Annotated in this window: 12 protein-coding genes; 4 read left to right on the top strand and 8 right to left on the bottom strand. The window is 73.0% G+C overall.

Going from position 1 to position 13,596, the window contains the following annotated elements; genetic code table 11:
- Window positions 1-35: 35 nt before the first annotated feature.
- The 4 genes from WMF22_RS23675 to truD are packed head-to-tail and all read right to left on the bottom strand — an operon-like array spanning window position 36 to window position 3,667.
- The gene (locus tag WMF22_RS23675) at window positions 36-1,055 is read right to left on the bottom strand and encodes an energy transducer TonB (protein WP_437301349.1); all 1,020 of its coding nucleotides are present in this window, start codon (window positions 1,053-1,055) and stop codon (window positions 36-38) included.
- A 19-nt stretch (window positions 1,056-1,074) separates the two neighbouring features.
- Complete coding sequence (locus WMF22_RS23670) at window positions 1,075-1,578, bottom strand: ExbD/TolR family protein (protein ID WP_437301348.1); 504 nt, start codon at window positions 1,576-1,578, stop codon at window positions 1,075-1,077.
- Window positions 1,578-2,345, bottom strand: coding sequence for a MotA/TolQ/ExbB proton channel family protein (locus tag WMF22_RS23665; protein ID WP_012236947.1), 768 nt, complete (start codon window positions 2,343-2,345; stop codon window positions 1,578-1,580). The genes WMF22_RS23670 and WMF22_RS23665 overlap by 1 nt, the downstream gene beginning before the upstream one ends.
- 59 nt (window positions 2,346-2,404) lie before the next feature.
- Window positions 2,405-3,667, bottom strand: coding sequence for a tRNA pseudouridine(13) synthase TruD (gene truD / locus WMF22_RS23660; protein WP_438037115.1), 1,263 nt, complete (start codon window positions 3,665-3,667; stop codon window positions 2,405-2,407).
- 148 nt (window positions 3,668-3,815) lie between these two features.
- On the opposite strand from truD, the gene WMF22_RS23655 reads away from it, so the two are divergent.
- The gene (locus WMF22_RS23655; protein ID WP_438037114.1) at window positions 3,816-4,607 is read left to right on the top strand and encodes an SUMF1/EgtB/PvdO family nonheme iron enzyme; all 792 of its coding nucleotides are present in this window, start codon (window positions 3,816-3,818) and stop codon (window positions 4,605-4,607) included.
- Window positions 4,608-4,650: 43 nt separating this feature from the next.
- Here WMF22_RS23655 and WMF22_RS23650 read toward each other — a convergent pair whose 3' ends face one another.
- Both WMF22_RS23650 and WMF22_RS23645 read right to left on the bottom strand, forming a co-directional pair.
- Window positions 4,651-4,974: a hypothetical protein gene (locus tag WMF22_RS23650; RefSeq protein WP_438037113.1), complete on the bottom strand. Its 324-nt coding sequence runs from the start codon at window positions 4,972-4,974 to the stop codon at window positions 4,651-4,653.
- Between the two features lie 49 nt (window positions 4,975-5,023).
- Complete coding sequence (locus WMF22_RS23645) at window positions 5,024-6,583, bottom strand: HAD-IG family 5'-nucleotidase (protein WP_437301344.1); 1,560 nt, start codon at window positions 6,581-6,583, stop codon at window positions 5,024-5,026.
- A gap of 313 nt (window positions 6,584-6,896) precedes the next feature.
- Here WMF22_RS23645 and WMF22_RS23640 point away from each other — a divergent pair, with 313 nt between their 5' ends.
- Window positions 6,897-7,904, top strand: coding sequence for a ferritin-like domain-containing protein (locus WMF22_RS23640; protein WP_438037112.1), 1,008 nt, complete (start codon window positions 6,897-6,899; stop codon window positions 7,902-7,904).
- Between the two features lie 182 nt (window positions 7,905-8,086).
- Complete coding sequence (locus tag WMF22_RS23635; RefSeq protein WP_438037111.1) at window positions 8,087-9,946, top strand: response regulator; 1,860 nt, start codon at window positions 8,087-8,089, stop codon at window positions 9,944-9,946.
- 18 nt (window positions 9,947-9,964) lie between these two features.
- Here WMF22_RS23635 and WMF22_RS23630 read toward each other — a convergent pair whose 3' ends face one another.
- Window positions 9,965-10,783, bottom strand: a complete 819-nt coding sequence (locus WMF22_RS23630) for an SDR family NAD(P)-dependent oxidoreductase (RefSeq protein ID WP_437301341.1) — start codon at window positions 10,781-10,783, stop codon at window positions 9,965-9,967.
- Window positions 10,784-11,117: 334 nt separating this feature from the next.
- Complete coding sequence (locus WMF22_RS23625; RefSeq protein ID WP_012236939.1) at window positions 11,118-11,432, bottom strand: Mpo1-like protein; 315 nt, start codon at window positions 11,430-11,432, stop codon at window positions 11,118-11,120.
- Between the two features lie 128 nt (window positions 11,433-11,560).
- Here WMF22_RS23625 and WMF22_RS23620 point away from each other — a divergent pair, with 128 nt between their 5' ends.
- Window positions 11,561-13,573, top strand: a complete 2,013-nt coding sequence (locus WMF22_RS23620) for a sigma 54-interacting transcriptional regulator (RefSeq protein ID WP_438037110.1) — start codon at window positions 11,561-11,563, stop codon at window positions 13,571-13,573.
- Window positions 13,574-13,596: the final 23 nt, after the last annotated feature.

Raw genomic sequence — 13,596 nt, 5'->3', positions numbered from 1 at the left:
GTGACGCGAATTTAAAGGGAGCTCGCGGCGAGCAGCTAGCGCGTGAACGTCACCGTGATGGGCGGCGTCGTGGCGGCGATCGGAGCGCCCGAGCGATCTTTGCCGGGGTTGTAGCGACGGCCGAGCGCGCACATGCGCGCGGAGCGACCGAAGCCGTGTCCAGGATCACTGACGACCTTGACCGAGAGCGGGCTGCCGTCGGGGCGCACCGTGACCATGAGGACGACCTTCGCCTGGTCGATCTGGTCGACGTCGGCCTCCGGAGGGAAAGGACAGTTCCAGTTGCTGCTGCCGATCAGCCCGGGCGGCGCGGAGCGGTCCGGCCCTGCGGGGGGCGGGGGCGGGACGGGGTCACCCGTGCCCTTGCCGCCGACGACGCCTCCGACCTTCGCGTTCGGGTTGAACGTGGGGGTCTTCGCCGTGCCCGCGCCGGCCACCTGGCCGTAGCCGACGCCCTGCCCCTCGCCGCTCGCGATCCCCTGATCGGTCATGTCGAGGACCTCGTCCGGATCCGGCTCTTTCGTCAGGACCTTCGAGGCCTCGGCGGCGGCCGGGGGTGGATCGTACGGGTCGTCCTTGGGCGGCGGGGTGTTCGCCTGGGGAGGCGGCGCGACCTTGGGGACGGGCTCGGGCTCGGGCGCCGGCGGCGGCGGCTCGGGCTCCGGCGGCTTGGGCTCCTCGACCTTCGGCGGCGGGATGTCGACCTCGTAGATCGCCCAGAGGTAGTCGTGGATGCCGGTGCGCATCTCCTCGACCACGTGCCGCATGTCGCGCAGCGACCCCGAGACGATGGCCCGGGCCGAGGCCGCGCCGTGGCTCGTGACCGCCAGCGTGACCCCGAGAAAGGCGCCCACGCGCGACGCGCGGTCGCCGAGGGCGAGCACCGCGGCGAGCGGATCCGCGCCGCGCCGGCGATCGCCTGCGCGGGCAGGCGCCGGCGAGGCGAGGGGGGTCGAGGGATCAAGGGCGCCCCCGGGCTCAGCGCCGCTGCGCTTGCCCCGGCGGCGCCCGTCGTGGACCGCCCCCGCGGCGCGATCGCTCGTGACCTGGCTCATAAGGTCTCGCTCGGCGCGCTCACGGCGCGGGGCTCGGGGTTGCGGGCGCAGGGGCCGCCGGGGGAGGCGCGGCGGGGGAGCCCGGCGCCGTGCCCGGGGCCGCGCCGGCCTCGGGCGCGATCGGCGTCACGCCGAACGCGATCTTGGAGACGCCGGCCTGCTTCAGCAGATCGAGCGCGCGGATCACGCGGCCGTGCGGGACCGTCGTGTCGGCGCGGATGACAGCGCGGAGCTCCGGGTTCTTCGCCTGGGCCTCGCGCGCGATCGGCAGGATGGCGTCCTCGCCCGCGAGCTTCTTGCCGTCGGCGAGCGTGTCGCCGTTCGCGTGCAGCTCGAGCCCGAAGATGAGCTGCACCTCCTGCCCCTGCGCCGCCTTCGGCAGGTCGAGGGGGAGCGACTGCGAGACGATGATCTTCGCCGTCACCATGAAGATGATGAGGAGGACGAGGGTGATGTCGACGAGCGGCGTGACGTTGATGCCGCTGATCATCTCGTCATCGTCGTTGCGGCTCGTGGCGGCCATCAGCGCTCCTCCTCGCCCGCGCCGCCCTTCTTGTGCTCGTCCTGCCGCGACGCCCTCGCGGCCTTGCCGCGCGGCTGCTCGACGGCGGCGGCGGGCGCGGCCCCGGCGAACGCCGGATCGATCTTGAGGTGCGCGAGCAGGACGCGCGTCAGCGCCTCGGTGTTGGCGAGCGTCGACTTGATCATGCGCTGGAAGAAGTTGTTCGCGGCGACCGCCGGGATGGCGACCGCGAGGCCGACCGCGGTCGCGACGAGCGCCTCGGCGATGCTCGACATGACCGCCTGCGGCGCCATGGCCTGCGACGTGGCCTGCGCCACCGGCGTCTTCGCCGCCTGGCCGAGCGCGTCGAAGGCGCCGACGACGCCGATGACGGTGCCGAACAGCCCGATGAACGGCGCGTTGTTGCCGAGCGTGCCCAGGTAGGCGAGGCGCCGCTCGAGCTTCATGCGCTGGAGCGCCGCGGCGCCGGCCATGGCCTCCTCGGCCGCCTCGGGCCCCTGGTGCGCCACCGCGAGGCCGGCCGCGACGACCGCCGCCTCGGCCGAGGGCGAGGCGTCCATCCGCCGCCGCGCCGCCTCGATCGAGTCGTCGAGGGACGTCTTGAGGTCCCGCGCGAGGACGGTGAGATCGTCGCGGAGCGACCAGAAGAACCAGGCGCGCTCCAGGATGATGGCGACCGAGACGACGCTGAGGGCGATCATCAACCACATGACCCAGGCGGCCCCGAATCCGACCATGATGCGCTGCAGCCACTCGACGAGGTTCATCTTGTTCCTTGGTGCCTTTCCGATGGGGGGGTGGGGGGGAGCCGCGCTTCGAAGATCATCTACGGGTCGACGGCGGGCTGCCCTTCCTCGACTTCGTCCGCCTCCGGAGGAGGGGCGCTGCCCGCCCCCGGCCTGCCGATGGAGGGCCGGGGGGCGGAGGCGTCGACGAGCCGGAAGACTCGCCCAAGGACGGTCGTCGCGTAGCCGCCCTTCGGTAGCACAAATGAGACGACGATTCCGTGCCGTACATCCGGATCGTCCGCCGCTCCTGGCGTCGTGGCGCTCACCGCCGCCTCCCCGGCGGCCGCCTCCAAGGTGGATACCTCCAGGCCGTCCACCTCCAGGCGCAGCGGGCGCCGCGTGCCTTCTCCGGCGTGGGCGAACGCGTCGAGCCTGCGCGGGTCGCCGATCGCCGCGGTGAGCACCTCGCGCTCCAGCGCGCCCGGGGCGCCCTCGGGCCAGCGCATCTTCCGGCCGAACATCGGGCCCGTCGCCGAGATCGCGAGCGCGGCGGCGCGCGCCTCGGCGTCCGCGAGCTCCGGGCCCTCGAGCGGCACGAGGAACAGCCCGCCGCTGTCGCGCTTCTTGGCGAGATCGCCGGGGAGCACGGCGCTCCAGGTGCCGTCCGCCTCGCGGCGCGCGAGCACCTCGTTGAACCAGAGCGACTGGAGCGCCGAGAAGAGCAGCCGCTGCTCGCGCTTGTCGCGGGGCCCGCGCTCCCGGCCCGCGATCCACGCGAGCGCGCGCTCGGGGTTGTCGCCGTTCCTCCCGAACCGCTGGGGCCCGAACGCGTTCGGCACGCCGGCGCGGCCGATCTCGGCGAGGCGGCGCTCGGCGAGCGGGAGCGCCGCGGGTGCGATGCCCCGGAGCGCGATCCGGAACCGGTTGCCGAGGAGGTGCCCCGGCTTGAGCTTGTTGTCGTGCCGGGCGACCGCGAGGACCTCGATCCCGGGCAGCTCGGCCTTCTCGAGCAGGGGCGCCGGATCCTGCGCGAGGGGGAGCTGGAACGATGCGGTCTGCGTGGTGATCGCGTGCCGGTCCTTCATGCCGGCGAAGCCGGCGCTGCCCGGGTCGGCCCCGAGCGCGAGCGCGATGGCCCGGACCGCGTCGAGCGTGGTGCGCCCCGTCTTGCGGAAGGTCACGAACACGTGCTCGCCGCGGCCGCTCGGCGCGTAAGCGGGGAGCTCCTCGACGATGAAGTCGGCGGGGGAGCTCCGGAGCAAGGCCGTGGGAAGATCGCCGGGCGAGCCCGCGGGCGCGGGGAGGTCGCCGCGCGAGCCCGCGGCCGTGGCGCCGGCGGCGGGCGAGGCGGTGGCTGTCATGGGAGCGCCAGCGTGACCGAAATCGCCCGCTCGTCCAGCGCCAGCAGCGCGCGCGTCCGGGCCCGCCTCCGCCAGCTGCGGCGATTTGCCCGCGGCGCCGGGGATCGGCTATGGCCAGAGGCTCGCCCCGGGCCTGGGCCTCTCCGCGATGCGACCCCCTCTCCCGTCTCACCCCCTCGCGCGCCGGCCCGCCCTGTCGTTCGCGCGCTCGTCGGCCTTCGCCGCGGGCGTCGCGGCGCTCGGCCTCGCGGTCCTCGGGCTACCGAGCCCCCGGACGGCCGCCGCCGCGCGCGCCGCGTGCCCGGCGGGGATGGCCTCGGTGCGCGGGACGTTCTGCATCGATCGCTTCGAGGCGAGCACCGTCGAGCTGCTCTCCGGCGGCGGAAAGCGCCGGCACTCGCCCTTCGAGCCGGTCGGCAAGCTGAAGGTGAAGGCGGTGAGCCGGCGCGGCGTGAAGCCGCAGGCGTACATCAGCCGGGATCAGGCCGAGGCGGCCTGCCGGAACGCCGGCAAGCGGCTCTGCACGGACGACGAGTGGGTCACCGCGTGCAAGGGCAAGCGCGCCACGGTGTTCCCTTACGGGCGCGAGCGGGAGCGCGGCGCCTGCAACGACAGCGGCGTCTCGTCGTTCAACCGCTACTTCGGCCAGGGGGGCGAGGCCCCGCAGTCGGCGTTCACGTGGGCCAACATGAACGACGCCCGCCTGAACCAGCTCCCGGGCACGCTGGCGTCCTCGGGCGCGTTCCGCCGCTGCAAGAGCAGCTTCGGCGTCCACGACATGGTGGGCAACCTGCACGAGTGGACGAGCGCGCCGCGCGGGACCTTCCGCGGCGGCTACTACCTCGACAGCGCCAAGCACGGCGACGGCTGCGAGTACAAGACCACCGCGCACGCGCGCGGGTACCACGACTACTCGACCGGCTTCCGCTGCTGCAAGTGACGCGGCGCAGGCGCGCACGCAGGCCGCGCGCTGCGCCCCCAGGCTACTTCGGAATCGGGGGGCGCCCGCCGCCGGAGCTGCCGGACATGGGCCCCTGCGCGAAGCACTCCTCGTCGCCGGTGTCGACCGTGGTGACGTCGTAGCAGCAGAGCTCGCCGTCGAAATCCCCCTCGCTGTCGATGGAGTCGATGGAGCTCACGCAGCCTGGGTTCTCGAAGAACACGCGCGCCTCGTCGCTCGACGGGCACGCCCCTTCGAGCGCGGTCCAGTGAAAGCAGGCCCGCTTGCCGCAGCCGGCGGCGCCGGCGAGGAAGAGCGCGGGGGCGACGAGCGCGACGAACAGCGGGCGGGGGCGGGCGATGCTCATGGCGATCTCCTCATGCGGCGCCCGCGCACCGGCGCGGAGGCCTCGGCGATCAGAGCTCGTGCGGCATCAGGTCGCGCGGGCTCCGGAAGTACTGCAGCGGCGAGTAGGCGAGCAGGTTCGAGACGCGGGACGTGTAGATGCAGGCGTACTCCTCGACCTGATCGCCGAAGCTGGACGTCTCGTTCGCCTCCTTGAGCAGCGAGCCCCAGTAGGGGTGGAAGCGGCGGGCGATCTCGCGCTCCAGCTTGCCGACCTCCGCGTCGACGGCCCGGAGCTGGCCGCGGATGCGCTCGACCGCGCGCTTGGTGCGGCCCCGCTCGGCCTCGTAGAACGACGTCCTGTAGTCGATCTGGACGTGCTCGCCGTTCGCCTCCGCGAGCAGCGGCGCTCCGCCCCCGTTGGTCGCGCCGTTCCTCCTCTGCTGCTCCTCCTCGATCTTGCGGGTGAGGTCCTTGTAGCGCTGCTGGTAGAAGCGCAGCTGGTCCTCGAGCTCCTCGCGGCGCCCCTCGAGCAGGGCGCTCTCCATGTGCTCGCGGCGGCACGACTCGTGGGCGGCGACCTCCGCCTCCATCTCCTGGATGATCATCGCCGTGCGCCACGCGCTCTCCTTCTTGGAGCGGAGGATGTCGCCGTAGATGTGATCGCCGACGTAGAGGACCCGGTCGCCGGAGATGTTCAGGAACTTCTCGAAGTCGTTGAGGTTGCCGCCCTCGTAGATGGCGCCGCGCTCGAGCGGGGCCGTGGCGGGGCGGGGCTCGGCGCCGTCGCGGATGAGGAGCGGGCGGCGCTCCTGGAAGAACGCCGGCTTCTGCGCGGCGACGACGATGACGTCGAAGTAGTGCCGGAAGCTCGGGTACTCCGGCATCGCGTCCCCGAGCAGGTACGTCATCATCTTCTCGGTGAACGGCCAGCGCGAGTTCGTGAGCAAGAAGAGCTTCTTGCCCGCCGAGCGGAACTTGTGGAGCGTCTGCGCCAGGTTCGGGTCGCGCTCGACGAAGCGCGGCAGGTCGGACAGGACGACGTCGAGGATGGTGCCGTCCCGGTGCGCCTCGTCGATGCACTCGCGGATGTCGGTGAACAGCCGCGCGTAGTCGAGCGCGACGCCGCGCTCCTCGAGGGCGTCGACGATGCCGGCGTAGAGCGTGGCCTCGCTCAGCGCGTAGAGCGTGTCGATCCAGTGGTAGCGGGCGGTGTTCGGCCGGATCTTCCGGTGCTGGTAGAGCGACCGGAGCTCGTCCCTCGTGAGCTCCCGGAGGCCGTGGTACCCGCGCTGGACCACCTTGAACCGGTCCATCTTGAGCACGTGGCCGAAGCGCTTGTCGATCAGCAAGCCGCGGATCGGGAAGTGGATCGGATAGCGGAGGCGCCGCAGGATCTCCTCGGGGTAGCCTCGCGCGGCCAGCTTCGTGACGGTCCCCTGGATCGAGAGGTTGTCCATCTCGGTCTGGTTGTAGATCGCCAGGGTGTAGTCCATGTCGAAGCCGACCCAGTCGATCCCCGCCAGCTTGAGGTTGCGGTTGACGAAGACGCGCCGGGTCCGTGGGATGCGCGTGGGCTCGGTCTGGGGATAGAGCCCTCCGAGGGGGAGCTCGAGCTGCTCGAAGAACACAGTGGGTCGACTATGGTATCCCACCCGGAGGGGCGTACAAAGCGCGCCAGGGCGACGACCGACGCCCCCCGGGGTCGTCCGCCCGTCGTCGCCCCTCGTCGCCCGTCGGCCCGTCGATCGAGCGCGCAGGGATCCGTCGCCCCCGAGCGGGCTTCCGCCCTCGGCGCGCGCTCGGGCGCGCCGCGCTCCCGGGTGCGCCGCGCCGAACAACTGCGCTATGGTGCCGCCCGTCCCGTCCCGTCGTGTGCGATCGAGGAGACGGCTCCTCATCCGTCACATCCGTCACATCCGTCACCGACGGGGTCCTTGCCCGATGCTTTTCGCAGCGTCCCAGCCGATCTCCCGCAAGCCCCCCGTCCAGCGCGCCACCTCGTGGTGGCTCAGCATGCTGCGCCGCCGCGCGGAGCGGATGTACGACGAAGAGCTCGACCTCTCCCGGCCGATCCCGTGGGAGAGCGAGGGAGAGCGCCAGGCCGCGATCGCCTTCTTCAACGCCGCGTTCCGCGCCGAGGAGTCCGGCCTCATGCAGGCGCATGCGCTGGCGGAGGAGGTGAGCGGCTGGGACCCCGAGCTCGGCGAGTGCCTGCGGCTCTACGGCGACGAGGAGGGGTGGCACCGCGAGCTGCTCACGAAGTTCCTCGCGCACATCGGCGGCGAGGTCCGGCCCATGGGCCGCGTCACCGGCACCTTTTATCGCCTGTACGGCCGCGCGAAGCGGGTGGAGACGATCGTGCTCACGAACCTCATGTTCGAGACCATCGGCTCGACGACCTACCGCCTCGCGCTGCGGGAAGCCCGGTACCCGGCGGTGCGCCAGATGCTGACGATCCTGACGCGCGACGAGTCGTTCCACGTCCCGCTCAACGTCCACTTCCTGCGCGAGGCCCTGAAGCGCAGCCCGGCCTCGATGCGGATCAGGCTCCGCGCCATCTACACGACCCTCTTCGCGGCGCTGCTCGGGTCGGCGGCAGCGAGCCGCCGGCGCGCGCTCGCCTTCGACAGGATCCCTTTCCAGGTGCTCGCCAGCGCCTACGCCGAGCACCTCGGGCGGCTCTTCGTCCACGAGAGCGACCTCGATTTCGCCCCGCCGGAGCTGCTCCTGCGCCTGTTCGGGCACAGCCGGCGCGCGCTCGCGTCGTCCGAGGACCCGTCGGCCATCAGCGTGCTCTCGGCGGAGGCGGCGGTCGATCGCGAGCGCGTCGTCGTGACGGCGCTCGGGGACGCGCGTCGCCCCCATGGGCATCGCGAACCGTGGGAGACGCCGCCGAGCGCCCCCGCCGTGGCGCGGGGGCGGGAGCTGACGGACGCTGACATCGCGTGAATGGCGCGTAGATCACGCGTAAATCACACGTAAATCACGCGTGCTTGGCGCGCGCACGGCGCCGAGCGGTCGTCGCGGCGCGCACGGCGAGCTTCTCTCCGGGGCATTGTAAGCAGTACACTCGAAGCTCCGGCGTCGTGGGGCCCGCGTGGGGCGGGCGACCACGGCGTGGCGGGGCGTCGATGGCAGGCAAAGAGCAGCGCCGGAGCGGTCCAGAGAGCAGCCCCGGCACGAGGAGCAGCGAGTCCGCGGAGCGCGCGCTCACGCCGCAGGAGCCAGCCGCGCGGCCATGGGCGCTCGTCCCCGAGGAGGGGGAGGCGAGCGCGGTCGCGCAGATGCGGCACGAGATCCGGACGCTGCTCGGCGGGATCGTCGGGTTCAGCAGCCTCTTGCTCGACAGCGAGCTCGACCCGGAGCAGCGCGCCTGGGCGCGGCGCATCCGGAGCAGCGGCGACGCGGTGCTCTCGATGGTCGACGATCTCATCTCGCTCGACCAGCCGGACGGCCGCGGCCCGCACGTCGATCACGCCGACTTCGATCTGCGGCGGGCGATCGAGGACGCGGCAGAGCTGCTCGGCGATCGCGCGCATGACGAGGGGACCGAGCTCGTGCTCGACGTCGAGCCGGACGTGCCGGCGGCGGTGCGCGGCGACGCCGCGCGGCTGCGGCAGATCCTGCTGAACGTCGTGGCGACCGCGATCGGCGCGGCGCCCCGAGGCGAGGTGCTGGTGCGCGCCGCGCTGGACGCGGCCCGCAACGACGAGGCGAAAGGCAGGATCGACGGCGCGCCCGAGCGAGCGCGCGCGCGGGTGCGCTTCGACGTGCGCCTCGCGGGCGGCGCAGGGCGCGCGGACGGCGCGGAGGCGCCGGGGGCAGCGGGCGCGCCCGGCGGGCGAGCGCGGCCTGCGTCCGGGCGGGACCTCGGCGCGGCGTCCGGCATGGCCGTCGCGAAGCGCCTGGTCGTCGCGATGGGCGGCGAGCTCTGCGAGCCCGCGGACACCGATGCGCGCCGGCATGGGATCTCGTTCGCGCTGCCGTTCGAGCGGCGCGCGCGCGGCGCGGAGCGCGCGCTCATCCCGCGCATCGACCTGCCCGGGAAGCGGGTGCTCGTGGTCGACGACAGCGGCTCGGTGCGTCAGGTGGTGCGAAAGCTGAGCGAGGAGCTCGGGCTCGCTTGCCGCACCTCGGGCAGCGGCGCCGCCGCCCTGGCCGCGCTGCGCGAGGCGGCGGACGCCGGCGCCGCGTACGACATGGTGCTGATCGACCTCGAGCTGGCCGATCTCGACGGCCTGAGGCTGCTCCAGCGCATCAAGGTGGACCCCGCGATCGCGCCCGTCCGCGTCGGCCTCATGACCTACGCCGGCAGGGAGGCGCCCAGCCGCGCCGAGGTCGACTCCGTGCTCATCAAGCCGATCCGGCGCGCGCAGCTGCACTCGAGCCTGCGGCTGCTCGCAGGGCTGCCGCCGGAGCACGTGTCCGCCGGGGCGCGCGCGCACCCGCCGAGGTCGCCGCGAGGGACGGCCTCGTCGAAGCCGCCGAAACAGGACGAGGCCGACCGCGGACGGCGGCCTCCCGGCGCAGCGTCGCGGTCCGGCGCGTACGAGGCCGCCCACCCCGACGGCGCGCCGCCGAGCGTGGAGCTCGCTCCGCCGACCCTGGTCACGCCCTCGCCCCCATCGACGTCGAAGCGCGTCCAGCCCGCCTCCTCGCGGCCGCGGGGCGGGCTGCGCGCCGTCGAGCCCGACGTCGTCACCGAGGTGATCGAGCTCTTCCTCACGGAGGCCCCGACCCGGGTGGCCTCGATGCGCGAGGCCGCGGCGCAGGGCGCGCTCGGCGAGCTCGAGCGGCTCGCCTGGGCGCTCTACGAGAGCGCCGACGCGCTCGCGGCCTCCAGCTTGAAGGAGCTCTGCGCCCGGCTCGATCGCGAGGCGCGCGCGGGGACGCTCGAGAGCGCGACGGAGGCGGTGCGGGCCATCGGCCGGGAGGTCGAGCGCGTGCAGTCGTCGCTCGCCGCGGAGCTCAAGAAGCGGGGGTTCCGGTGAGCCGGGGGGCCCTTCCGTTCAGGTGAAGCCGACGAGCCTCGAGCTCATCTCCCAGAGCCGCGAGGCCGCCTCTGCGTCGGTCGCCATTCCCTTGAGGGGCCTCGCCCTTGTCCGCTCGAAGAAGGCGGGGCTCCCGGCGGGCGCCGTCTCGGCCAGGATCGCGAGGAGGTTCGCGGCCGCCTGCGCCGGCGTCGCGCCCACGACGTCGATCAGCGCCTTGAGGACGCGCGAGGTCCCCTCGAACAGCCCTGAGCGCACGAGGCCAGGGTAGTAGCAGAGCACCTGGGCACCTGTGCCCGAGAGCCTCTCCGCGAGGCGGCGCGCCGAGAGCACGAGCGCGAGCTTCGACCGCGCGGAGGCGGAGAGGAACGAATACGAGCGCTTCGACATGAGATCATCGAAGTCGAGCCGGATGCTGTCCACCGGCGCGACCAGGTTGACAACGCGCGCGTCGCGCGCGGCCTTGAGCCGGTCGAGCAGCAGGTTCGACAGCAGGAAATGCGACAGGTAGTTCACCTGGAACGTCATCTCGAGGCCGTCGGCCGACTCCGCGCGTTCGCGCAGGAACACGCCCGCGTTGTTCACGAGCAGGTGAACGACCCCGCACCGGTCGGCCACCTGGCGGGCCGCCGCGCGCACGGACGCGAGCCGGCCGAGGTCACACTCGACGAGGTTGACCTCGCCGAGCACCTTCAGCGCGGCGAGCTTCCTCGCGCCGTCGGAGCCGGTCCGGCGGCAGAGCACGGTCACCCGGGCGCCCTGCCGCGCCAGCGCGGATGCCGTCGCGAGCCCGATCCCCGAGGTGCCCCCCGTGATCACGGCGACTTTCCCCCTCATGCTCCCCATCCCCCGTCTCCTCGTCCTCGTCCATCTCATCGCCTGCGGCGGGCCGGTCCCGACGCTCCGGGAGCTCGTCGGGACAGAGGCACGGGCGGACGGACGTCGATGCGCCGGCGGGCACGGTGCCTGCCGAGGACCCCAAACAGGAAGAGTCATCGCCCCCGCTGGCGACACAGGTACGACCGTGCGTGCATCACGTCAAGAAAGCTTTGCGCAATGCAGCACAGTGGCAAAGAAAACCATGTTCCAGGTTTTCTGATGCAGGAAGCCGATCTGTCCACGTCACAGCCGTGCACGTGGACGGCGCCCGGGAAGCGCCTGGCGAGGAGCGTCAGGGGGCGGGCGTCTCCTCGAAGACGCGCAGGCCGTACTTCTCGAGACACCAGAGCACGCCGATGATCAGGCTCCGCTTGTCGTCCACGAACGACGGCTTCTTCCCCTCGAAGCAGTGGCCCGCGAGCTGGAAGCCCCAGCCGGTCGCGAACATCGCGGCCGCGAGCGGGAGGCCGATGAGCGTCGCGCCCACGGGGAAGCTCGCGACGATGAGCGGTATGCCGACCTGGTGACACGCCTGGTTGCGTGGATCCTGGTGGTCTTCCTTGTACCGGCGGAGCACCTGTGTCCATTCGGCGTTGAGACGGAGCATCCGACCTCCTTACCATGCGGACGCCCCGCGCGCGCTTTCGTCGAAGACCGGGGCGTCGCCGCTTCCCGGTTGCCGTTGGGAGGAATGAGGCGTAGTTGGGCAGTGTGAGCGGTTACAGGACCGGCCCCATGGCGACGACCGCGCCACTGTCCATCAAGACAGGGGAGCTCCTCCAGGGCGCGCGCTCGGAGAAGCGGCGTGTGCTCCTGCTCGTCTATCATCATGACGGCGTCGAGATGGCCCCGATGAGCCCCGGCGTCGGCGTCGTCGTCGGCAGGGAGGCCCCGGCCGACGTGGTGATCCGGGACAGGAGCATCTCGCGGCGGCACGCGCGCTTCACGCTCGTGGGCGGCGAGGTCGTTGTGGAGGACCTCGGCTCGCGCAACGGGACGCGCATTTCAGGGCAGCGGGTCGAGAGCGGTGTGGTCAAGGCCGGGGACGAGGTGCTGCTCGGCGGCATCGTCGCGTCGGTCCATGTGCTCTCCGGGGGCGAGATGCCCCCGTTCGGCCTGGAGGGCTCCGACGCGCTCCGCTTCGCGCTCCAGGCCGAGATCGTGCGGTCCAGGTTCTTCGGCCGCAAGTTCGCGCTCGTCGTGGTCCGCTCGCTCGGCGCGCAGGCGAGCCACCTCCGCCACTGGGGGCTCCGCGTGCGCGAGGCGCTGAGGCCCGTCGATCGCGTCGCCTTCTACAGCGCCGACGCCCTCGAGATCCTGCTCCCCGAGGTCACCCCCGAGCTCGCCGAGGAGCTCGCGAAGGCGATCGTCGCGCGCCGCGAGGGCGAGCCCGTGCTGGTCGCGGGGGTCGCCGTGTCCCCCGACGCCGCGACGTCCATCGACAAGCTCATCGAGGTCAGCCACGAGGCGTCGCGGAGCGCCACCCCCGCCGAGCCCGTGCGCCTCGCGCCCCCGGAGGGCGCGCTGGTCTACGTCACGCCGAAGGTCGACAGCACCCGGCCGCCCGACGAGGCGGGCCCGCCGGGCGCGCCGCCGGAGAGCCAGTGGGAGGCCGACGGCCACCTCCTCGCGACCAAGAGCCCGCTCATGCGATCGCTCGTCGAGGTGGCGCTGCGGGCCGCGCGCTCCTCGATCCCCGTGCTCCTGCGCGGCGAGACCGGGACGGGCAAGGAGGTGCTCGCGAGGTTCATCCACGACGGCAGCCCGCGCCGCGGCGAGCCGCTCATCTGCGTGAACTGCGGCGCGATCCCGGCGCTGCTCGTCGAGAGCACCCTCTTCGGCCACGAGCGCGGCGCCTTCACCGGGGCGAGCCAGCAGCACAAGGGCGTCTTCGAGGCGGCCGCCGGCGGCACGGTCCTGCTCGACGAGATCGGCGAGCTGCCCGCGGCAGCGCAGGCCGCGCTCCTGCGCGTGCTCGAGACCAAGCGGGTGACGCGCGTCGGCGCGACGAAGGAGCTGGAGGTCGACGTCCGCGTGATCGCGGCGACGCACCGCGACCTCGACGCGATGTGCGACGCGGGCACGTTCCGGCTCGATCTGCTCTACCGGCTGAACGCGATGACGCTGAACATCCCGCCGCTCCGCGCGCGCCGCGACGACATCGCGACGCTCGCGGCGGGCTTCCTGGCGCAGGCGAACTCGGCGAACATCAGCAGGGTCCAGTCGCTCGCGCCCGAGGCGCTGGCGCTCCTGAAGTGCTACTCGTGGCCCGGCAACGTGCGTGAGCTCCGGAACGCGATCGAGCGGGCGGTGGTGATCGCGGAGGGCGACGCGATCATGGCGCGCGATCTCCCGGAGCGCATCCGCCTGGCGGTGACCTCTCCCAGCTCGCCGCCCACGCCCTCCCGCGCCGTGGGCGTCTCGCGCTCGTCCGAGCCCGGCGTCGCGCCGGCCCTCTCCCAGCGCCCGTCCGAGCCGCTGCCCTCGCGCCCGTCCGAGCCGCTGCCCTCGCGCCCGTCCGAGCCGCTCCCTCCGCGCGCGTCCGAGCCGGGGCAGGCGGCGGCCCCCGCGGTCGGCCTCAAGACGCGTCTGGAGCAGATCGAGGCCGAGCTCCTGCTCGAGGCGCTGCGCGCGTCCGACTGGAACCAGACGGAGGCGGCGCGTCGCCTCGAGCTGCCGCTGCGAACGCTCCAGCACAAGATCAAGGTCTACGGCATCAAGAAGCTCGGGTACGGCGTCGCTCGCTAGGTCCGCCCGCCGCCCGCCCGGAG

Origin of the sequence: Sorangium sp. So ce204, assembly GCF_051526795.1 — a bacterium.
Taxonomy (GTDB): Bacteria; Myxococcota_A; Polyangia; order Polyangiales; family Polyangiaceae; genus Sorangium; species Sorangium cellulosum_B.
This window is presented reverse-complemented; position numbering and strand designations above follow the sequence as displayed.

Excerpts from the sequence above, each read along its gene's own strand:
- WMF22_RS23655 (WP_438037114.1), top strand. The coding sequence starts at position 3,816 with ATGCGACCCCCTCTCCCGTCTCACCCCCTCGCGCGCCGGCCCGCCCTG.
- WMF22_RS23635 (WP_438037111.1), top strand. The coding sequence starts at position 8,087 with ATGGCAGGCAAAGAGCAGCGCCGGAGCGGTCCAGAGAGCAGCCCCGGC.
- WMF22_RS23630 (WP_437301341.1), bottom strand. The coding sequence starts at position 10,783 with ATGAGGGGGAAAGTCGCCGTGATCACGGGGGGCACCTCGGGGATCGGG.
- WMF22_RS23625 (WP_012236939.1), bottom strand. The coding sequence starts at position 11,432 with ATGCTCCGTCTCAACGCCGAATGGACACAGGTGCTCCGCCGGTACAAG.
- WMF22_RS23675 (WP_437301349.1), bottom strand. The coding sequence starts at position 1,055 with ATGAGCCAGGTCACGAGCGATCGCGCCGCGGGGGCGGTCCACGACGGG.
- truD (WP_438037115.1), bottom strand. The coding sequence starts at position 3,667 with ATGACAGCCACCGCCTCGCCCGCCGCCGGCGCCACGGCCGCGGGCTCG.
- WMF22_RS23650 (WP_438037113.1), bottom strand. The coding sequence starts at position 4,974 with ATGAGCATCGCCCGCCCCCGCCCGCTGTTCGTCGCGCTCGTCGCCCCC.
- WMF22_RS23665 (WP_012236947.1), bottom strand. The coding sequence starts at position 2,345 with ATGAACCTCGTCGAGTGGCTGCAGCGCATCATGGTCGGATTCGGGGCC.
- WMF22_RS23620 (WP_438037110.1), top strand. The coding sequence starts at position 11,561 with ATGGCGACGACCGCGCCACTGTCCATCAAGACAGGGGAGCTCCTCCAG.
- WMF22_RS23640 (WP_438037112.1), top strand. The coding sequence starts at position 6,897 with ATGCTTTTCGCAGCGTCCCAGCCGATCTCCCGCAAGCCCCCCGTCCAG.
- WMF22_RS23670 (WP_437301348.1), bottom strand. The coding sequence starts at position 1,578 with ATGGCCGCCACGAGCCGCAACGACGATGACGAGATGATCAGCGGCATC.